This window comes from Blautia sp. OF09-25XD (assembly GCF_003482095.1).
GTDB classification, from domain to species: domain Bacteria; phylum Bacillota; class Clostridia; order Lachnospirales; family Lachnospiraceae; genus Fusicatenibacter; species Fusicatenibacter saccharivorans.
Map to the genome: position 1 here is coordinate 1 of NZ_QUMG01000016.1, position 21,913 is coordinate 21,913.

Below are 21,913 nucleotides of genomic sequence, written 5' to 3' on the forward strand. Positions count from 1 at the left end.
AGAACCTCATGTGTTTATGCAGATCTGAGAGAACTGATTTCAGAAATGGAACTGCGTAAAGCAGCATAAACACAGGCAGATATGCAGTGGATTACCTGTTATGTGGAAATCTGCCGTATCCGGCATGGAAGAAGCACATATCTGTGCAAAATCTAAATAACAGGCGTATCCGCCGATATTTGGTCTGCCGCTTAAAGCGGCCGGAAGCACGTGGCTTTAGTCATGTGAGGTTCACCTGAGTCCATACTTTGTGGCAATAAAGTTAAAAATTGCCGGAAGGTATGGTGATGCCATGTGGTATCAAAATGTAATTGCGACCGTGGAGATAAAATTGAGAATGTGATCTATTTATACAAGACATTTAAGGAGGAGTATAAGGGCTAAATATCCTCATGACAGAAAGACTCCGAGAGTACAGAAAGAGAAAACGGGAGGAACGAAAAATGCAGGTACATTCCGTTCTGGAATCTCTACAGCAGGGAATCCTGATCTGCGATCAGCACAGCAGGATTGTGTTCTTTAATCAAGTCTACAGCGATTTCATCGGCGTTCCGCTTGAAACCGCGAAAGGTCATAAAATCACGGATTACCGCAAATCTGCCATTGCTCCGGAAGTCATTTGGAGCGGCATCCCGGTCGAGGGAATGGTGCGGAGAGAGGGAACACAGGAATACTTTGCAAGTGTTTATCCGATTCGGGAAGAGCATCATATCCGCGGAAGCATCTCAATTGTGACGAGTCTCGTACAGTTTGAAAAACGGGAATCAGAGGCTCACATGACGCTGGAAGAGCGGGTGCGCCGCTTTGAACGGCAGGAGATCAAAAATACGTTGTTGCTGTACGGACGGGATATGGAAGGGAAGCAAAAAGCGGCAAAGGAACTCGGAATTTCGCTGGCAACGTTATATAATAAAATCAAAGAATAAGACAGAAGGAGAATGAAATGCCGGAATTTCTGCAGCTTTGGGGCTTTGTGGTATTTTCTGTCTTTGCTGTAACAGAACTCACATAAAAGAGGGATCATGATTTCTAAAATTTTAGAAATTACGATCCCTTTTGTAGTATCTGCCCGGATATCGCATTACAATGATCTCAGATCAAAGAAAGCGAGGCCATAGAACATGAAAAAAATCAGAATCGGAAGCGGCGCAGGCTATGCGGGAGACCGCATTGAGCCGGCAGTGGAACTGATGGAAAAAGGAAATCTGGACTACATTATTTTCGAGTGTCTGGCGGAACGCACCGTTGCGATCGGGCAGCAGGACAAAGAGAAAGATCCGTCGAAGGGATACAACCAGCTGCTCGACTACCGAATGGAAAAAATTCTCCCGCTGATGGCGAAAAACAAAGTAAAAGTTATTACCAATATGGGAGCTGCCAACCCGGTATCTGCTGCAGAACTGACGTGTGAAATTGCCAGAAAACTGGGTGTCAGTGGATTGAAGATTGCCTGTGTGACCGGCGATGATATTACAGACGAGCTGGACAAGTATGAAAATGAAACAGTGCTGGAGGATGGCACGCTGTTAAAAGAGAAAAAAGATGTTCTGATTCTGCGAATGTCTATATGGGTGCGGAGGGCATCACAAAAGCGTTGGAAGAGGGTGCCAATCTTGTCATTACCGGTCGCGTTTCCGATCCTGCACTGACGATCGGACCGCTGGTACATGAGTTCGGATGGAACATTACCGACAACCCGGATCAGATGGGACAGGCGGTTCTGGCAGGCCATCTGCTGGAGTGTGCCGGACAGGTGACAGGCGGCTATTTTGCGGATCCGGGCTACAAGGATGTGCCGGATCTGTGGAAACTTGGATTCCCGCTCATTGAGATCGACGAGACAGGCGCATTTACCGTGACAAAAGTCGAGGGAAGTGGCGGACTGGTGAGCGTGGATACCTGTAAAGAGCAGATGATCTACGAAATCCACAACCCAAAGGCTTACCTGACCCCGGATGCAACAGCGGACTTTTCGAAGGTGACGTTCCGGCAGATCGGGGAAAACCAGGTTCACGCCGAGCATGCGACAACGCATGGAAGACCGGAAACTTTGAAAGTGAGTGTCGGCTACAAGGACTGCTTCATCGGTGAGGGTGAAATTTCCTACGGCGGAAGCAACTGTATGGCACGGGCGGAGCTGGCGGCGGAGATTCTGGAGAAGCGGATTGAACTGACAGGCATCGAGCTGGAAGAGTACCGTACTGATTTTATCGGATGCAATTCCCTGTATCGTGATGCAATTTCCAAGGAGATCGGAAGTGGAACTCCGTGTGAAGTGCGTCTCCGCGCCGCAGGCAGAACGAAAGACCGGAAAAATGCCGTTCTGCTGGCAAACGAGGTGGAGGCTCTCTATACCAACGGTCCAGCAGGAGGCGGCGGAGCGGTGAAACGGGTGTCCGAGATTGTCTCGGTCTGCTCAATTTTTGTGCCGCGCGATGCAGTAGAAGCAAAAGTTACATTCCGGGAGGTATAAGGCGATGAAATTAAAAGAGATTGCACATGCAAGAACAGGCGATAAAGGCGAGATCTCCAATATTTCGGTGATCCCATATGATGAGAACAATTATGAAATGCTGAAAGAAAAAGTAACAGAAACACGCGTAGCAGAATACTTCCGCGAAATCTGCCACGGAAAAGTAACCCGCTACGAACTGGACGGAATCCATGCGCTGAACTTTGTCCTCGACAAGACACTCGGCGGCGGTGTCACAAGATCGCTGGCGCTGGACAAACATGGAAAGACACTCGGTATGGCACTGCTGGAAATGGAGGTATAGGGCGATGGCAGAAGATTTTATGGCGGCAGTGGTAAAACGCGTGGAGGAACAGTTTGCGAAAAGCGGCGTTTCCGAAAGCTGTGCAGCATTTGAAAGAAAAGACAGCCAGATCGAGATGCGCGATGGTGTGAAGCTGCATACAATCTATTATTTTCCAAGGGAAGGCGGATCAGGAGAAAACAAGAAATATCCCGTCATCCTGACTCGTACCTGCTATCCGGGCAACGACCGTATTCACCGTGCCTACGGCGAGGGACTGGCGTGCAGAGGTTATGTGTATGTCTACCAGTATTGCCGCGGCAGGGAGCAGTCAGAAGGAAAATGGGAGCCAAACATTAACGAACGGAACGACGGCATCGACACGATGAATTACCTTGTAGAACAGCCATGGTGCGAGATTTTAGGCTACTGGGGTCATTCCTACACGAGTATGACCGGCTGGGCTTTTGCCGATGCCGCGGAAGGAAAGGTTGCTGCCATGTTCCTTGAAGATTATGGAACCGACCGCTTTACCTCAGCCTACGAAAAAGGTTGCTTCCGCCACGATATCCTGACGGCATGGTCGATGGAAAATGCAGAAAAACCGGTGTCCGCCGATTACCGCGAAAGCTGTCGCTATCTGCCGCAGGTCAAGGTGGATGAAGCTCTTTGGGGACAGCGTGTTCCGTCCTACCGCGAATACATCACAAGCCCGAACCCGGATGCGGCACTCTGGCAGACGGGCTGGTGGAAACAGTTGCGGGAAATCCCGCCAAAAACGAAAGTCCCGATCTATCTCTTGAGCGGCTGGTACGATCATCACCACGGCAGCAGTATGAAAACGTGGGAGCGCCTGAACGAGGAGACAAAACAGCACAGCTGGCTGGAAATCGGTGCATGGAACCACTTTTTCCAGATTTGTCTTGAAGATAAAGAGGTGCTGCACCCGCAGAATGAAGAAATTCCAAAGATGCTGGAATGGTTTGAGCTGACGCTGAAACAAAAAGAAATCCCGACACAGCGGATCCGTGCCTATGAAATCGGAGCGGACCGGTGGATTGACATCGTATCCGACCGACTGGGAGAAGAAGGAACTGCGGGAAGCATGACGCTGTATCTGGATGAGAAAACACTGCGGACAGACACGCCGGAACAGGAAAAAACGAGAAACTACACGTTTGACCCGGCCACTCCCGTCGAGAGTATCGGCGGAGAAGCCCTTCTGCATACGATGCCGCAGATCGGCAGCCATCTTCAGCCGGAACCGGACTATCGTGAGGATGTCCTGAGTTTTGTATCAGAACCGCTGGAAGAAACTTTCACGCTGAACGGAAAAGCTTCCGTCCGTCTGTTCGTGGAAAGTGACTGCGAGGATACGGCATTTACCGCTAAAATCATGGAGGTAACGCCGGAAGGAAAAGCGTACAACATTCGTTCCTCGATTGCAACATTGGAGCAGGGAAAAACGGAGGCCGGAGCCTATGAACCGGGCAGCGTGGCAGAGGTGCAGATTACTATGTGGAATATTGTATACACGATTCCAAAGGGTTCCCGCATTCGTGTAGATGTTTCCTCCTCCGACTTCCCGCAGTATCATGTTCACAGCAATCAGAAAGGGCTGTGGTCGGAAAAAACGGAGAATAAAATTGCACATCAGACCATTCATATGGGCGGAAAAGCTGCTTCCTGCGTGATTTTGCCGCTGATGAAAAAACAGTGAACCGTAACGGTAAGGCGAACATAGGAAAAATCAAAAAGAAAAAAGTAGCACAATCCATTCTTTTGTGATATAGTGAAAACACTATAGGTTTTGCGGTAAACCTAAAGAACGGCCCGCATCATAAAAACAAAATGAACAGGAGAAAAGCAATGGAGAAAAAGTGGTGGCACAAAACGGTTGGATACCAGATTTATCCGAAGAGTTTTCAGGATACCAACGGAGATGGAATCGGGGATCTGAAAGGCGTGATCCGTCATCTTGACAAAATAGAAAAGCTGGGAGCCAATGTCATCTGGCTCTGCCCGGTGTTTGCATCCCCGATGGTAGATAACGGATACGATATTTCCGATTACATGGATATCGACCCGTCGTTTGGAACGATGGAGGACATGAAGGAGCTGATCGCGGAGGCAAAAAAGCGCGGCATCCGCATCCTGATGGATCTTGTCGTGAATCATTCCTCTGACCGGCATGCGTGGTTTCAGGCGGCACTCAAAGATCCGTTTGGAAAGTACGGAAAGTATTATGTGTTCCGGGAAGGAAAAGACGGCAAAGAGCCGAACAACTGGCGGTCGATTTTTGGCGGCAGCGCATGGGAGAAAGTACCGGGATATGATAACCTGTATTACCTCCACATCTTCACAAAAGAGCAGCCGGATCTCAATTGGGAGAATCCCAAATTGCGGGAAGAAATTTATGAGATGATTTTAAAATGGATGGATCTGGGACTTGGCGGATTCCGTCTTGATGCGATCAGCCATCTGAAAAAGAATTATCAGTACACCAACCTTCCGCCGGATGGACCGGACGAGTACAATATGGCGTTCGAGTATTTCAACAATGTAGACGGTCTTGCCGATATCTTGTGTGAAATGAAGGAGCGCACCTTTGCGCCGACCGATGCGCTGACGATCGGAGAGTACGATCACATGGGACCGGAGGATGTGGAGGATGTGATTGGGGAAAACGGCAGTTTCTCGTCCGTTTTCGATTTTTGTCACACCCTCGACAATGTGCGTAACCCGAAATGGGGCAATACCGTGGCGCTGTTTGACGATTATCGCGATCAGCTTTTTGCGGCGCAGAAAATCGTGGATGGCCGCGGCATGCTCTGCAACTTTCTCGAAAACCATGACAAAACGCGCATCATCGACCGGTTCCTGATGCCGGAGGACCAGAACCGCTACAGCGAAAAGATGCTTCCGGTCACCAATTTCTTCCTGCCGGGTATTGTATTTCTGTATCAGGGACAGGAGATTGGCATGCGCGACAACCCGAAACAGTCTATTCAGGGATTCGTCGACAAACCGACCTTTGCTATTTACGACCGTCTGATTGCAGAAGGAAAAACGGATGCGGAAGCGCTCGAGCAGATCAACCGCGAGAGCCGCGAGCACAGCAGAACTCCGATGCAGTGGGATGCATCTGCCGAGGCGGGATTCACAACAGGTACGCCGTGGTTCCCGGTGAATAAAAACTATACGGAACTGAACTATGAGGCCGAGGAAAAAGATCCTGATTCCCTGCTGTGGTTTTACCGCAAAATGGTGGCAGTAAGACGACGTGAAGATCTGGAAGAAACCTTCCTCTACGGAACGCTGATTCCGGAATACGAGACGGTAAGCGGCGTTCTGGCGTACCGCAGGAAGGATGAGAAGAATAATATTCTGATCCTTACTACTTCTCTTGCGGATGGCATTACATTGCCATTTACAGACACAATCGAAGAAGTACTTCTGAATAACTATGACACCTGCGAGGCAGGCGAGGAAACGATCCGTCTGCAACCGTATCAGTGTCTGGTGCTGAAGGTGAAGGAATAATTGCAAAAACTAAAACAAAAACCGAAAAATTGGTCCCACAAAAGGAGAAGATCTTTTTGCGGGACCTTTTTTGTGGTACAATACAACAAAAAAAATCTATCATGAGGTGTGAAATGGAAAGAGACAACAGAGACGAAGACATGATGCTGAAAGGAACAAAACAGGAAATGCCGGGATTCCGTTTTCGGCTACTCCGGCCGGAGAAGAAACGGGAACTGTGGAATCCGGATTTTGAACTTTTATTTCTGCTTCGTGGGAGTGGAAGAGTCAGCTACGAGGACGGGGAAGTTCACAATCTCCCGATGGGATCTATCTTTGCGATCAACCGGTTTCAGATCTGTGACCTGGATCTGGACGAAGACGGACTTGCTCTGTCGCTCTGCGTTTCAGCGGAGACGATTGATTCATTTCACATTAAGCTGCTGAAATGTGAAGTCAAATGTCAGTCGTTTTTTTATATGGAAGATCAGCAGGAAAAATTTGATTTGATCCGGCGGGATATGGCACGGATCTTTCTTGAGATGTACAAGAATAATGAGGAACAACCGATCTATATGAAAAGCCGTGTGACGGCGCTTCTGGAGGATCTGCTTTTTTACTTTACATCCGGGGAAAAGGTGGAACAGGGCCGGGGCGGAAGGGAACGCATTCAGCGGGCATCAGACTATATTCTGCAGCATTGCCGGGAAGAGATTACGCTGGAGGATCTGGCGGATCATCTTTATCTGAGCCGTGCCTATATTTCACGGAGCTTTCCGCAGTATTTCGGTGTATCATTTCGGGAGTACGTGACGCAGGTGCGCCTGGCGCATGCCGTACAGGAAATGCACAGCGGCGCAACGCTGACGGAGATTGCCTATCACAATGGATTTGTCAATGAGACGGCGATGATCCGCGCATTCCGCAAATACCGCGGTATGACACCGAGCGAATACCGGAAGCAGATGGAATATACAGTAAAACAGCGTGAAAAGAAAGGAAAAGAGCGGGAAGAGGCGGCGGGAGACCATGATATTTTCCAGAGTCTCCTGCAGTATGCAGCGGTCACGGAGCAGGAGATTGAGACGATAAATGAGAGTGCCGTTTCCGTGACAGCGGCAGTAAACGGACGGAAACCAAGAGTGGCAGGCCACTGGAAGCGCGTGATCAATGCTGGCTATGCGGCAAGTGTGCTGAACCGCGAGGTGCAGGATGAGCTGGAACAGCTGGTGCAGGAGCTCGGCTATGAGCTGATCCGCGTAAAAGGAATTCTTGATGATGATATGTGCGTACTTCGGCGGAATATGTGGGGCGAGATTCAGTTCTGCTGGAACTATATTGATGAGGTGATCGATTTCATCCTTTCCACGGGAGCGAAGCCGTTGCTGGAATTCGGCCATATGCCGTTGCTGCTGGCAAAAACAGACCCGGGAAGAACGATGCGTCCGGCGCTAAGCAGCTCTCCGCGAGATCTGGCTGAGTGGCGCATGCTGATCAAAAACCTGATGGAACATCTAAGGGAACGGTATGGAATCAACCAGATGCGGCGCTGGATTTTCAACCCGTGGATCAGCGGAGACGTGATCACGATTGATGGAGGAGATGAGTTCTTTGAGACGTGGAAAGCATCGTACGAGGAGATGAAACGTGTGAGCCCGGATCTTGTAACATGTCTTTCCTTTGGTCTTGGACCGGAGGAACATCTCAAAGCCTTTATCGAAACTATGAAGGAAAAGGAATGTGTGCCGGAAATTTTTGCATTCCGCTCGTTTGGCACGGTGATCTATGGAGAGGAAGAGGAGAAAATGAATCTGATCCAGAACAACGAGAGCGTCAATATGATTGTGAGCCGCGACCCGGATTTTCTGCGGAACCGCGGGGAGAAGGTAAAAGGTCTGCTGCAGAAGGCTGGGCTTGGTGCACTGCCGGTTCTGGTGGATGAGTGCAGCAGCAACATCTGGCAGAGGGATCTGTGCAACGATACCTGTTATAAAGCGGCATGGCTGTTTAAAAATCTTCTGGAAAATGAAGAGGCGCTGCAGGGAATTGCGTATTTCTCGGTCAATGACCGTTTGGATGAAGTATTTCCGGCGCGGGAAACGTATCATGGAGGTTTTGGGCTGTTCACGATGAACGGCATTCCAAAGGCGGTCTGCACTGCGCTGCGGCTGCTCGGCAGAATGGGATCTCGTCTGGTGAAGCGTGGGGACGGCTATTTTATCAGCACGGAGCCGGAGAAAAACCAAAGCCAGATTTACCTGTACAACTATGTTCACTACGATATGCTGTACCGCTACCGCCATGCCGTGAATATTTCCCGCACGGACCGTTACCGCGTATTCAATATGGGGGAAATCCGGACCTTTTCAGTGAAACTGACCGGACTGGAACCGGGAAAATATTGCCTGCGGCTGTATAAAGTGACAAAAGAGCACGGCAGCAGCTACGATGCGTGGGTGCGGATGGGAGCTCCGGAGCGGATGAACCGGATGGAGCGCGCGATGCTGTGCCACAGTGCGGACCCGGAATACCGTGTCTGGGAGCAGGAAACCGACCCGGAAGGCAGCCTCACGGTGCAGGAACGCCTGGAGCCGCACGAGACGGCGCTGATTGAGGTGGAGCAGATTCTGTAAAATCTTCAAAAAATTGCACTCGCGGTGGGAGAATACAGAGAAAGAGTGGAAAAAAAGCAACAATATAAGAAGATCTTGCGACAATTCGAGTAGAAAAGGACGAAAATATTGTTTATACTGAAAACAACATAAATGCTAAATTCTACAGAAAAGAGGTATTTCAAAATGGGGAAAATATTTGATTACGATGGCGTGCCGGTGCTGCATACCACATCCGGCGATTTAAAAGGTTATTTTTATGACGGTGTTTACATTTACAAAGGAATTCCGTATGCATACGCAGACCGTTTCCAGATGCCGGTTCCGTCCAAATGGGATGGCGTGAAGGATGCGACAAACTACGGCTTTGTATGCCCGCTTCAGAACCAAGATACACCGAACGGCGAGCTTATGGTTCCGCACCGCTACTGGCCGCAGGATGAGCACTGCCAGTCCTTAAATATCTGGACAAACAAACTTGATCCGGAAGCCAAAAAACCGGTTCTCGTATGGTTCCACGGCGGTGGATACGCAGCGGGATCTTCCATCGAGCAGGTTGCGTATGACGGCGTCAGCATCGCAAAGAAAGGTGATTCGATTCTTGTTTCTGTCAACCACAGACTGAATATTTTAGGATATCTGGATCTGTCTCCGTTTGGGGAAAAATACAAAAACTCCGCAAACGCAGGCCACGCCGATATGGTGGCAGCCCTGCAGTGGGTACATGACAATATTGCCCTGTTCGGCGGCGATCCGGAGAATGTAACCATTTTCGGCCAGTCCGGCGGCGGAATGAAGGTGATTGACCTGATGCAGATTCCATCAGCAGACGGCCTGTTCCAGAAAGGCCTTGTCATGAGCGGTGTTATGGAGGACGATCCGCTCGGCGCAGGAGAGAAAGACGGCACGGAGATTATTACGGCAATGATGAAAGCGCTCGGCTTTGACGATGTGGCTCAGCTGGAAACTGTACCGTATCCGCAGCTTGCTGCTGCATATGCAAAAGTGGCTCCGGCGATTGCACAGAGTGGCGGCTACATCGGCGGCGGCCCGAAAAAGGGCGATTACTTCTATGGAAATCCATTCGACGCAGGCTTCCGTGAGCATGCACATCAGATTCCGATGATGATCGGAACCGTATACGGCGAGTTCGCAACGTTTGCACCGGCAGCTTATGATAAGAACAAACTGACAGCGGAAGAGATTCTGGAAATCCTCAAAAAGGTTTATGGAGACAATGCCGAAAAGGTTCTGGACGCTTTCAAAGAAGCATATCCGGAGAAGAACGGCGTAGATGTTCTTGCCATCGACCGTGCAATGCGTGAGCCGACCGTAAAACTTGCCAAACTGTTCGCAAAAGGCGGCGGCAAAGCATATCTCTACAACTTCGCTCTGGAATTCCCGTTCCAGCACGGCAAGCCGGCATGGCACTGCTCCGATATCCCATATTTCTTCGGAAACGCAGATCTCGTAGAAATTTGTGGCATCCCGGATGTCAGCGATAAACTGGAAAGCGAAATCTTCGGAGCACTTCTTGCCTTCGCAAAGAACGGCACCCCGGATCATGCCGGACTCCCGCACTGGCCGGAAGTAGAAGCAGAGGATGCGGATACCATGGTGTTTGACCGCAAAACGGAAGTAAAACACAACTACGATGATAAAGTGTTTGCAGAGATCAACAAAGTTCTGAAACCATGGAGCTTTATGGACATGATGGCTGACAATATTCAGCATTAAAAAGAACGATTCGACGCGGCATAAGCGAAATCGGGATGGAGCTCTGAAATATTAAAAAATTAGAATAAAAAAACCGCCTGTTTGATTTGAAAAATAAAAAAATCAAACAGGCGGTTTTTTCTGAAAATTCGGTGCTTTCAATCACATCTAAAGTATTATTCTAACAGGGTCACGGAAGAAAAACCAGTAAAAAACAGATTGTACTGAAAAAAATACAATCTGTTTTGTTGACACACTTGAAAAAACATGATAATCTAGAAAATGCACTATTATGGCAAGATATGCCTAAAACCTTTTGTTCAGGCATGAGCGGTAATAAATATATTATAACACAAGGGGTGACAACGTCAATGGAGAAAAACAGAATACGTCCGATACCTACCGGAAAAAGTATGCGAATGAGTTACCAGAGACAAAAAGAAGTATTGGAAATGCCCAACTTGATTGAAGTCCAGAAGGATTCCTATGACTGGTTCCTGAGAAGCGGACTCAAGGAAGTCTTTGATGACATTTCACCAATCTCCGACTACGGCGGACGGCTGAGCCTTGAATTCGTAGACTTTACACTGTGTGAAGATGACGTAAAATACTCAATCGAAGAGTGTAAACAGCGTGACGCTACTTATGCGGCACCGTTAAAGGTAAAAGTAAGATTATATAATAAGGAAAAAGACGAGATCACAGAGCACGAAATTTTCATGGGTGATCTGCCGTTGATGACAGCAACAGGAACATTCGTTATCAATGGTGCAGAGCGAGTAATCGTCAGCCAGCTGGTACGTTCCCCTGGTATTTATTACGGCATCGCACATGATAAGCTCGGAAAGAGACTGTTCTCCTGTACCGTAATCCCGAACCGTGGAGCATGGCTGGAGTACGAGACCGATTCCAACGACGTCTTCTATGTCCGCGTAGACCGTACCAGAAAAGTTCCGATCACAGTCCTCATCCGTGCACTTGGAGTAAGCTCCAATGCAGAGATCGTAGAGCTGTTCGGTGAAGAGCCGAAGATTCTTGCAAGCTTCACCAAAGATACTTCCACCAACTATCAGGAAGGTCTTCTCGAGCTGTACAAGAAAATTCGTCCGGGCGAGCCTCTCGCAGTAGAAAATGCAGAGAGCCTCATCATGAGCATGTTCTTTGACCCGCGTCGCTATGACCTGGCAAAGGTAGGCCGTTATAAATTCAACAAGAAACTTGCACTGCGCAGCCGTATCCGCAACCAGATCCTCGCTGAGGATGTTGTAGATCCGTCCACCGGTGAAATCCTTGCAGAAAAAGGCACCACCGTTACTCTGGAACTCGCAGACAAGATTCAGAACGCAGCAGTACCGTATGTATGGATTCAGACAGAGGAGAGAAACGTAAAAGTTCTTTCCAACTTAATGGTAGATCTGAAAGCATGGGTAGATGTTGACGAGGAAGAACTTGGCATCAACGAGAAAGTATACTATCCGGTTCTGGAAAAGATCCTGGAGGAAAATACCGATATCGAAGAGATCAAACAGGCGATCAAACGTGACATTCACGACCTGATTCCGAAACATATCACAAAGGAAGATATTTTCGCTTCCATCAACTACAACATGCATCTGGAATACGGCGCAGGAAATGCCGATGATATCGACCACCTGGCAACCGTAGAATCCGTGCCGTAGGTGAGCTGCTTCAGAACCAGTACCGCATCGGTCTGTCCCGTATGGAGCGTGTGGTACGTGAGCGTATGACAACACAGGACATCGACGGAATTTCTCCGCAGTCCCTGATCAATATCAAACCGGTTACAGCTGCAATCAAAGAGTTCTTCGGATCTTCCCAGCTGTCCCAGTTCATGGATCAGAATAACCCGCTTGGAGAGCTGACGCACAAGAGACGTCTTTCCGCCCTTGGACCTGGCGGTCTGTCCCGTGACCGTGCCGGATTCGAGGTTCGAGACGTACACTACTCCCATTACGGAAGAATGTGCCCGATCGAGACTCCTGAGGGACCGAACATCGGTCTTATCAACTCTCTGGCATCGTATGCGCGCATCAACGAGTATGGCTTCGTTGAGGCTCCATACAGAAGAATTGACAAATCAGATCCGAAAAATCCGCGTGTTACCGACGAAGTAGTCTACATGACCGCAGATGAAGAGGATAATTACCATGTAGCACAGGCAAATGAGCCGCTGGATGCAGAAGGACACTTCCTCAACAAGAACGTTTCCGGACGTTATCTGGATGAGACCCAGTCCTACGAGCCGCACATGTTTGATTACATGGACGTGTCTCCGAAGATGGTATTCTCCGTTGCTACGGCGCTGATCCCGTTCCTTCAGAACGACGATGCGAACCGTGCGCTGATGGGATCCAACATGCAGCGTCAGGCCGTACCGCTGATGATCACCGATGCTCCTGTAGTAGGAACCGGTATCGAAGCAAAAGCAGCCGTAGACTCCGGTGTCTGCGTCGTTGCAAAAAAAGCAGGAACCATTTCCTATTCCTGCTCCAACGAGATCCGCATGAACAATGATGACGGAACAAAAGATGTTTACCATCTGACCAAATTCATGCGAAGCAACCAGAGCAACTGCTACAACCAGAAACCGATCGTATTTAAAGGTGACCATGTAGAGGCCGGCGAAGTAATCGCAGACGGTCCGTCTACCTACCAGGGCGAGCTTGCTCTTGGTAAAAACCCGCTGATCGGATTTATGACCTGGGAAGGATATAACTACGAGGACGCCGTACTCTTAAGCGAGCGTCTGGTACAGGATGATGTTTACACTTCCATCCACATCGAGGAGTACGAGGCAGAGGCCCGTGACACCAAGCTTGGACCGGAAGAGATCACAAAAGACGTTCCGGGCGTCGGCGATGAAGCCTTAAAAGACCTGGACGAGCGTGGAATCATCCGCATCGGTGCAGAGGTACGTGCCGGTGATATTCTGGTCGGAAAAGTAACTCCGAAGGGAGAAACCGAGCTGACCGCAGAGGAGCGTCTGCTCCGTGCCATCTTTGGCGAGAAAGCAAGAGAAGTACGTGATACTTCCCTGAAAGTACCGCACGGTGAGTATGGTATCATCGTGGACGCCAAAGTATTTACCCGTGAAAACGGCGACGAACTTTCTCCTGGAGTAAACCAGGCAGTCCGCATCTACATCGCACAGAAGAGAAAAATCTCTGTCGGCGATAAGATGGCTGGTCGTCACGGAAACAAGGGTGTCGTTTCCCGTGTACTTCCGGTAGAGGATATGCCGTTCCTGCCGAACGGACGTCCGCTGGACATCGTGCTGAATCCTCTGGGTGTGCCGTCCCGTATGAACATCGGACAGGTGCTGGAGATCCACCTGAGCCTTGCAGCAGCAGCGCTTGGATTTAACGTATCCACCCCGATTTTCGACGGCGCAAACGAGAAAGATATTCAGGATACCCTGGAACTGGCAAACGATTATGTAAACATGGAATGGGATGCATTCTCCGAGAAATATAAAGATATTCTGCTTCCGGAAGTATATCAGTATCTGGAAGAGCATCTGGATCACAGAGAACTGTGGAAGGGTGTTGATATCGCAAGAGACGGTAAGGTACAGCTCCGCGACGGACGTACCGGTGAGCCGTTCGATGGAAGAACGACAATCGGACACATGCATTACCTGAAACTGCATCACCTGGTAGACGATAAGATTCATGCCCGTTCTACCGGCCCATACTCCCTCGTTACACAGCAGCCTCTGGGTGGTAAAGCTCAGTTCGGTGGACAGCGTTTCGGAGAGATGGAGGTTTGGGCTCTTGAGGCGTACGGTGCATCCTACACGCTGCAGGAGATCCTGACTGTGAAGTCTGACGATGTGGTTGGCCGTGTGAAGACATACGAAGCCATCATCAAGGGCGACAATATTCCGGAGCCTGGTATTCCGGAATCCTTCAAAGTATTGTTGAAAGAGCTGCAGTCCCTGGCACTCGATGTCCGCGTACTGCGTGATGACAATACCGAAGTTAAAATTATGGAATCAGTTGATTACGGTGATACCAACCTGAACCACATCATCGAGGGAGACCGTTACTCTGACAGAGAGGACGAGAGATTTGGTGACTATGGATTCTCCAAGAAAGAATTTGACGGAGAAGAAATGGTAGATGTGGAAGAGGATGAAGAAGAAGACTCTTATCTTGATCTGGATGAAAGTTCAGATGATGACATGTAACTTGTAGATCTTCGCTTTGCGAGGAAAGGGGTAATCAAATGCCAGAAACAGCAAAAAAAGAAAATTACCAGATGAGCTTTGATGCCATCAAAATAGGACTTGCCTCCCCGGAGAAAATCCGGGAGTGGTCCCATGGCGAGGTAAAAAAACCGGAGACCATCAACTACAGAACGCTGAAACCGGAAAAAGACGGTCTGTTCTGTGAAAGAATCTTCGGACCAAGCAAAGACTGGGAGTGCCATTGCGGTAAATATAAGAAAATTCGCTACAAAGGCGTAATCTGCGACCGATGCGGCGTAGAAGTAACAAAATCCAGTGTGCGCCGTGAGCGTATGGGACACATTGAGCTGGCAGCTCCGGTATCCCACATCTGGTATTTCAAAGGAATTCCGTCCCGTATGGGACTGATCCTGGATCTGTCTCCGAGAACTCTGGAAAAGGTTCTGTATTTCGCAAACTACATCGTTCTTGATGCAGGCGATACCAAATTACAGTACAAACAGGTTCTGACCGAGAAAGAATACCAGGATGCCAGAGAGGAGTTCGGAAACAGCTTCCGTGCAGGTATGGGTGCGGAATCCATCAAAGAGCTTCTGATGGCAATCGATCTGGAAAAAGAGTCTGCTGAATTAAAGGCAGGTCTTAAAGATTCTACCGGACAGAAGAGAGCCCGCATCATCAAGAGACTTGAGGTTGTTGAGGCATTCCGTGAGTCCGGAAACCGTCCGGAGTGGATGATTCTTGATGCGGTTCCGGTTATTCCGCCGGATCTGCGTCCTATGGTACAGCTTGACGGAGGACGTTTTGCAACATCCGACCTGAATGATCTGTATCGCCGTATCATCAACCGTAACAACCGTCTGAAGAGACTGCTGGAGCTCGGTGCACCGGATATCATCGTGCGCAACGAGAAACGTATGCTCCAGGAGGCAGTTGATGCCCTGATCGACAACGGCCGCCGCGGCCGTCCGGTAACCGGTCCTGGAAACCGTCCTCTGAAATCTCTGTCCGACATGCTGAAAGGTAAATCCGGCCGTTTCCGTCAGAACCTTCTTGGTAAACGTGTTGACTACTCCGGCCGTTCTGTTATCGTCGTAGGACCGGAACTGAAGATTTACCAGTGCGGTCTGCCGAAAGAAATGGCAATCGAGCTGTTTAAACCGTTCGTTATGAAAGAGCTGGTTTCCAACGGCACTGCACATAACATCAAAAATGCAAAGAAAATGGTCGAGAAACTCGAGCCGCAGGTATGGGACGTTCTCGAGGACGTCATCAAAGAGCATCCGGTTATGCTGAACCGTGCCCCTACCCTGCATCGTCTGGGTATCCAGGCGTTCGAGCCGATTCTGGTAGAAGGTAAAGCGATTAAGCTGCACCCGCTGGTTTGTACCGCATTCAACGCCGACTTCGACGGTGACCAGATGGCTGTCCATCTGCCGCTGTCTGTAGAAGCGCAGGCAGAGTGCCGTTTCATGCTTCTTTCTCCGAACAACCTGCTGAAACCGTCCGATGGTGGTCCGGTAGCCGTTCCTTCCCAGGATATGGTTCTTGGTATCTACTATCTGACACAGGAGCGTCCGGGCGAGAAGGGCGAAGGAAGCTTCTTCCGCGATATGAACGAAGCCATCCTGGCATACGAGAACGGATACATTACCCTGCAGACCAAGATTACCATCCGCTGCGAAAAAGAGATGGAAGATGGTACTGTAATGCAGCAGAACGTAAGCTCCACACTCGGAAGATTCCTCTTCAATGAGATTCTGCCGCAGGATCTGGGATACGTAGACCGTACGGTTCCGGGTAACGAGCTTGCGCTTGAGGTTGATTTCCTCGTTGCAAAGAAACAGCTGAAACAGATTCTGGAAAAAGTCATCAATACACACGGAGCTACCAAAACCGCAGAGGTTCTGGACTATATCAAGCAACCGGATATAAATACTCCACCCGTGCAGCCATGACCGTATCCATTTCCGATATGACCGTGCCGCCGCAGAAGCCGGAGATGCTCGCCGAAGCACAGGCAACGGTAGACAAGATTACAAGAAACTTCAAACGTGGTCTGATTACAGACGAAGAGCGTTACAAAGAGGTTGTAGATACCTGGAAGAAGACCGACGATGCGCTGACAAAAGCACTGCTCGACGGACTGGATAAATACAATAACATCTTCATGATGGCTGACTCCGGAGCCCGTGGTTCCGATAAGCAGATCAAACAGCTGGCCGGTATGCGAGGACTGATGGCCGATACAACCGGACACACCATCGAGCTGCCGATCAAGTCAAACTTCCGTGAAGGTCTTCAGGTACTGGAATACTTCATGTCCGCACATGGAGCACGAAAAGGTATGTCCGATACCGCGCTTCGTACCGCCGACTCTGGTTACCTGACCCGTCGTCTGGTAGACGTTTCTCAGGACCTGATCATCCGTGAAATCGACTGTGCCGAGGGCAAGGACGAAATTCCGGGTATGTGGGTCAGCGAGTTCACAGACGGAAAAGAGCAGATCGAGAGTCTGCAGGATCGTATCACAGGCCGTTTCTCCTGCGAGACGATCAAAGACAAGGACGGCAACGTCATTGTAAAAGCAAACCATATGATCACCCCGAAACGTGCTGCCCGTGTCATCAAAGACGGCATCAACGAGAACGGTGAGCATTATACGAAAGTAAAAATCCGTACCATTCTTACCTGCCGTTCCGGTAACGGAATCTGCGCAAAATGCTATGGTGCCAACATGGCAACCGGCGAGGCAGTACAGGTTGGTGAGTCTGTCGGAATTATCGCAGCACAGTCGATCGGTGAGCCTGGTACACAGCTGACCATGCGTACCTTCCATACCGGTGGTGTTGCCGGTGGAGATATCACACAGGGTCTTCCTCGTGTCGAGGAGCTTTTCGAGCAAGAAAGCCGAAAGGACTTGCCATCATCACCGAAATCGCCGGTGTTGCACAGATCAAAGACACCAAGAAGAAACGCGAAATCGTTGTTACCAATCCGGAAGACGGCGTATCCAAGACATACCTGATCCCTTACGGATCCCGTATTAAGATCGCAGACGGAACTGTTCTGGAAGCCGGAGACGAGCTGACCGAAGGTTCTGTCAACCCGCATGATATCCTGAAGATCAAAGGTGTACGTGCCGTTCAGGATTACATGATCCGCGAGGTACAGAGAGTTTACCGTCTGCAGGGTGTAGAAATCAACGATAAGCATATCGAGGTTATCGTTCGCCAGATGCTGAAGAAGATCCGCATCGAGGAAAACGGAGATACCGAATTCCTTCCGGGCGACATGGTAGACTTCCTGGATTACGACGAGACCAACAAAGCTCTGATCGCAGAAGGCAAAGAGCCGGCAGAAGGAAAACAGGTACTGCTTGGTATCACCAAAGCATCCCTGGCATCCGATTCCTTCCTGTCCGCAGCATCCTTCCAGGAGACCACCAAGGTTCTGACCGACGCTGCTATCAAGGGTAAGGTTGACCATCTGGTAGGCCTGAAAGAGAACGTTATCATCGGTAAACCGATCCCGGCCGGTACCGGTATGAAGTGCTACAGCAACATTCATCTGAATACCGACAGCATGATCGAGGAAGAAGAGGACGAGGATCTGATTCTGACCGAAGATCTTGAGGACGATGCTCCGGCAGCTCCGATGGCAGAAGCTCCGGTTGAAGAGCCGTCAGCTGAAGAGGAAGAGCCGATGCTCGACTTCGACTTTGAGGAAATGATTCCGTCAAAGGATGATACCGAGGAGTAAACCCTTCAACAAATAATAGCAAGGATTCTCCCACCTCTATAGGTGGTGAGATGAATTGCAAATAAGAAAGTTAACGGCAGTGGCGGGCGGAGAGAAATCGGTATCCCCCACTGACATGAGGCAAACCACAGTCAGCATTCTGCTGACATGTCAGACTCTGTGAAATTACCGACTGTGGATTGAAACAAGGTTAAAAAATAAATATGTCATTTGTGAAAAGCAGAGAATTTTCGGTTCGCCGGGGTCTCTGCTTTCCTTGTGTTTTCGGGAGCATTTTGTTACAATGGAGACAGAAAAGAGGGAAGCCTATGTGGATAAAAAAATTACCTGGCATCGTGGCAAATGCGGCGGTACTGATTCTGGATATATTTGTGATTCTGATGATTGCAGCGCTGTTTCTCCACCAGCAAACGGCGGGAGAGCGTGTGAAAGAGACGATTACGCGTTTTTCCACGACATCGGAGGAGTATTATTCCGAGGGAGAGGCATACAGCCAGAAGAGCGACCGGGTGCATACGTATGCGGTGAAAGAACAGTCTAAATAAGAGGAAAAGATGAGGTAAACTATGCTCCAGAAGTGGAAAAGAAAAGGAAAAAGATTCCGCCATGTGGAAAAAGACGGAGAAGAGACGACGGAGCTTTCTGTGAAAATACGGGCGGCAAAATTTCGTGATCTGCCGATGAGTCTGCGGATTCTGATCGTGAATCTCAGTCTGTTTCTGATTCTGTGCGCCGTATTTTTTATGGCAGGCGCGTATCTGTATGCGCCGCAGGCGGCAGGACGGAATTACGTGGAAGCATGCCTGGCAGGAGACTGGAACAGTGCATACGATGTATGCCAGTTCCCGGACAGCACGTTTCTGTCGCGGAAGAACTACGTCAATGCAATGACCTGGAAAGCAAAACAGGACGGCACTGACGGGCAGGGAACACCGGAGATCAAGAGCTTTTTCATGCGCAGAAAACAGAATCTTGAGACCGGGGAAAACAGGATTTATACTGTGCGGTACACGTTAAAAGGCATGAGCGACTCGCAGGAAGAAACATTGGAGATCGCCGCCGGGGATACCGTAAAATGGAACTTCAAAGAGTGGTACGTTGTGCCGAAAGACAGCTGCGTGACGGATGTCGAAATCACCGTCCCGGCGGATGCCTCGTTCTATCTGGACGGCGTGCAGGTCGGGAAAAAGTATTTAAAAGAGACGGCAGATAACGTCAGCATCTACAAAATCCCGTATCTCTTCCTCGGCGGCCACACCATTGAACTGACCGAAAAACAGAAAGACCCATACCGCGAGATCGTCCTCGTGCAGGACAACAGCAGCATGGAATTCCTGCCGGATTTAAAACTCAACGATTCCACCGGCAAAACCATCGCCGACCGCGCAGAAGAGTCCCTGGACAAGGTATTCACAGCCGCAGCCGCCGGAAAATCCTTCAGCACCATCAAAAATGAATTTTCCGCCGACACCGCCGTACAGAAAACCGCCAAAGAACAGTACCAGCAGCTCTGCGATGCCTACCTGAACAGCGACACCAACACCGGAATCACCAGCATCACCGTGAGCAGCGTCTCCACAACCGTAACCAACGAATCCAACCAGATGAAGATCGAAACCAACGTGACCGCTGCGATCGAGCGACGAACCCGTTTCCTCCATTTCTTCCGCAAAACCAAAATAGAGACCGTCACCTGGAAACTCGAGTCCGTTGTGACGCTGGAAAACGAAAAATGGGTGATGGGCAGCGATTTCCTGACTAAAATAGGACATGAGGCATAAGGTGTTTGCTTCCGTTGTTCTGGCAACGTTAAAACTTTGCAGTTACTCTTAAGCAGAGAGGATAATCAGGCTGGACAGGTGAAAGACTTGTGATTTGGTGGCAAAGCACCAGAAAGAAACCAGGTTTTTTAAAAGAGAGTGACAAAGAGTGATTTTGTATCCGCTTTTACCATGGGTGCAGAGTCACTCTTTTTTTGTGACAAGATGTTAAGAAACGATAAACATTAATTTACCAGAAGTGGAAAAATGTAAGAATTTGTGCCTTGCATCTTAGGTCAGATCACGTTATGATAGTAAGTAGAAAAATGTCGAAAAACGTTTGTGTTACGATGGAAGAAAGTTCCGCAAAGGGGCGGGACGATGGAGTATAAACAGATCATATGGAAAGAAAATCATTGAAACAGAGAAGAAAGCAGATGCGCCGCAGACAGATGATGCAGAAAGTATCACGGATTTCCCTGTGTGTGGTAATCGGCCTTCTTTTTCTTGCGCTTATCTGGAAATTTGCGGGAGCGCAGCTTGCGAAAAAAGGAATTGTACTGAGTAATGACACAGCCGCAAAGACGGTGAGCGAGACGGCGCCGGAGGCGGAGGACGGATCGGGAAATGCGGGAATTAAGAAGCTTGCGGAGACCACGCCGCCGAATGAGACGCCGGGATGGCAGTACAGCTCGTCGGGCTGGTGGTACGCAACGGATGCCACAACGTACTACGTCAACGGCTGGGCAGATATCGACGGAAACCAGTACCATTTTGATTCCAATGGTTACATGGCGACTGGCTGGAAAGCGATCGGCGGAAAAGGCTGTTACTTTGATGACCAGGGTGTTTACCAGCCAGACCGCAACGGCTCGATGATGGTAGCCCTGACCTTTGATGACGGCCCAGGCGTCTATACCAGCACGCTTCTCGATACGCTGGAGCAGTACGGGGCACAGGCGACGTTCTTTATGCTCGGCAGCAATGTGGAAAAATACGGTGCAGATGTGATCCCGCGCATGGCGGCGATCGGCTGTGAGCTTGGAAACCACTCCTATGCGCATCCGAATATGAAAGAACTGAGCACCGACGACGGCCTTGCCCAGTTCCAGATGACGGATGATCTGATCGCCCAGTACAACAACGGACAGGGTGCAACTGTCATCCGTTTCCCGTATGGAAACAGCACCGATGAACTGCTCGCATCTATCGGCCGCCCGAGCATCATGTGGGATGTCGATACCCTGGACTGGCAGACAAAAAATGTACAGGCAAACATCAGCGCCGTTCTCGACAGTGTAAGCCCGGGAGACATTATCCTGATGCATGATATCCACGAGACGACCGTAGAATCGTGTGCAACGATCGTGCCGGAGCTGATCAACCGCGGGTATGAGCTTGTCACGATTCATACTCTTGCAGCGGCAAACGGCGTGGATCTTGCAGCGGGAGAGACGTATTACGGCTTCCATGGCGGAACGACAAACGAATAGAAAACAGAATAGAAAAACGACAAAGAACCGCCGGTTTACTCTCAAATCAAGAGTGAACCGGCGGTTCTTATGTCATTTTATG

11 protein-coding genes and 2 pseudogenes are annotated in these 21,913 nt (G+C 49.6%); all 13 read left to right on the forward strand.

Annotation, left to right across the window (positions count from 1 at the left end; translation table 11 throughout):
* Window positions 1-443 precede the first annotated feature (443 nt).
* The 13 genes and pseudogenes from DXA93_RS12575 to DXA93_RS12630 all read left to right on the forward strand — a co-directional run bounded on the left by DXA93_RS12575 (window position 444) and on the right by DXA93_RS12630 (window position 21,831).
* Entirely contained in the window at window positions 444-926 is a 483-nt protein-coding gene (locus DXA93_RS12575) for a helix-turn-helix domain-containing protein (protein WP_158583298.1), read from the forward strand.
* 195 nt (window positions 927-1,121) lie between these two features.
* On the forward strand, window positions 1,122-1,649 hold the full coding sequence (locus DXA93_RS20005; protein ID WP_330427357.1) for an acyclic terpene utilization AtuA family protein: 528 nt from the start codon (window positions 1,122-1,124) through the stop codon (window positions 1,647-1,649).
* Window positions 1,568-2,473, forward strand: coding sequence for an acyclic terpene utilization AtuA family protein (locus DXA93_RS12580; RefSeq protein ID WP_330427358.1), 906 nt, complete (start codon window positions 1,568-1,570; stop codon window positions 2,471-2,473). Before DXA93_RS20005 ends, DXA93_RS12580 begins: the two co-directional genes overlap by 82 nt.
* A 4-nt stretch (window positions 2,474-2,477) precedes the next feature.
* Window positions 2,478-2,777 carry an AtuA-related protein gene (locus DXA93_RS12585; RefSeq protein ID WP_055227777.1) on the forward strand — a complete coding sequence of 100 codons (300 nt, stop codon included), beginning with the start codon at window positions 2,478-2,480 and terminating at the stop codon, window positions 2,775-2,777.
* Window positions 2,778-2,781: 4 nt separating this feature from the next.
* Window positions 2,782-4,476: a CocE/NonD family hydrolase gene (locus tag DXA93_RS12590; RefSeq protein WP_158583299.1), complete on the forward strand. Its 1,695-nt coding sequence runs from the start codon at window positions 2,782-2,784 to the stop codon at window positions 4,474-4,476.
* Between the two features lie 149 nt (window positions 4,477-4,625).
* Entirely contained in the window at window positions 4,626-6,299 is a 1,674-nt protein-coding gene (locus DXA93_RS12595) for an alpha-glucosidase (RefSeq protein ID WP_118601085.1), read from the forward strand.
* 113 nt (window positions 6,300-6,412) lie between these two features.
* The gene (locus tag DXA93_RS12600; protein WP_158568555.1) at window positions 6,413-8,911 is read left to right on the forward strand and encodes a GH39 family glycosyl hydrolase; all 2,499 of its coding nucleotides are present in this window, start codon (window positions 6,413-6,415) and stop codon (window positions 8,909-8,911) included.
* Between the two features lie 165 nt (window positions 8,912-9,076).
* Complete coding sequence (locus tag DXA93_RS12605) at window positions 9,077-10,627, forward strand: carboxylesterase/lipase family protein (protein WP_117761434.1); 1,551 nt, start codon at window positions 9,077-9,079, stop codon at window positions 10,625-10,627.
* A 350-nt stretch (window positions 10,628-10,977) separates the two neighbouring features.
* Window positions 10,978-14,816: pseudogene (rpoB, locus tag DXA93_RS12610) on the forward strand (DNA-directed RNA polymerase subunit beta).
* Between the two features lie 38 nt (window positions 14,817-14,854).
* Window positions 14,855-18,578: pseudogene (gene rpoC, locus DXA93_RS20675) on the forward strand (DNA-directed RNA polymerase subunit beta').
* 308 nt (window positions 18,579-18,886) lie between these two features.
* Window positions 18,887-19,123, forward strand: a complete 237-nt coding sequence (locus tag DXA93_RS12620) for a hypothetical protein (RefSeq protein WP_055266947.1) — start codon at window positions 18,887-18,889, stop codon at window positions 19,121-19,123.
* Window positions 19,124-19,144: 21 nt separating this feature from the next.
* Window positions 19,145-20,359 carry a hypothetical protein gene (locus tag DXA93_RS12625; RefSeq protein ID WP_118640553.1) on the forward strand — a complete coding sequence of 405 codons (1,215 nt, stop codon included), beginning with the start codon at window positions 19,145-19,147 and terminating at the stop codon, window positions 20,357-20,359.
* A 380-nt stretch (window positions 20,360-20,739) separates the two neighbouring features.
* Window positions 20,740-21,831 carry a polysaccharide deacetylase family protein gene (locus tag DXA93_RS12630; RefSeq protein ID WP_117761431.1) on the forward strand — a complete coding sequence of 364 codons (1,092 nt, stop codon included), beginning with the start codon at window positions 20,740-20,742 and terminating at the stop codon, window positions 21,829-21,831.
* The last annotated feature ends 82 nt before the right edge of the window (window positions 21,832-21,913 follow it).

Coding starts and splice junctions, on each gene's coding strand:
- DXA93_RS12575 (WP_158583298.1), top strand. CDS start 444: ATGCAGGTACATTCCGTTCTGGAATCTCTACAGCAGGGAATCCTGATC.
- DXA93_RS20005 (WP_330427357.1), top strand. CDS start 1,122: ATGAAAAAAATCAGAATCGGAAGCGGCGCAGGCTATGCGGGAGACCGC.
- DXA93_RS12580 (WP_330427358.1), top strand. CDS start 1,568: ATGGGTGCGGAGGGCATCACAAAAGCGTTGGAAGAGGGTGCCAATCTT.
- DXA93_RS12585 (WP_055227777.1), top strand. CDS start 2,478: ATGAAATTAAAAGAGATTGCACATGCAAGAACAGGCGATAAAGGCGAG.
- DXA93_RS12590 (WP_158583299.1), top strand. CDS start 2,782: ATGGCAGAAGATTTTATGGCGGCAGTGGTAAAACGCGTGGAGGAACAG.
- DXA93_RS12595 (WP_118601085.1), top strand. CDS start 4,626: ATGGAGAAAAAGTGGTGGCACAAAACGGTTGGATACCAGATTTATCCG.
- DXA93_RS12600 (WP_158568555.1), top strand. CDS start 6,413: ATGGAAAGAGACAACAGAGACGAAGACATGATGCTGAAAGGAACAAAA.
- DXA93_RS12605 (WP_117761434.1), top strand. CDS start 9,077: ATGGGGAAAATATTTGATTACGATGGCGTGCCGGTGCTGCATACCACA.
- DXA93_RS12620 (WP_055266947.1), top strand. CDS start 18,887: ATGTGGATAAAAAAATTACCTGGCATCGTGGCAAATGCGGCGGTACTG.
- DXA93_RS12625 (WP_118640553.1), top strand. CDS start 19,145: ATGCTCCAGAAGTGGAAAAGAAAAGGAAAAAGATTCCGCCATGTGGAA.
- DXA93_RS12630 (WP_117761431.1), top strand. CDS start 20,740: ATGGAAAGAAAATCATTGAAACAGAGAAGAAAGCAGATGCGCCGCAGA.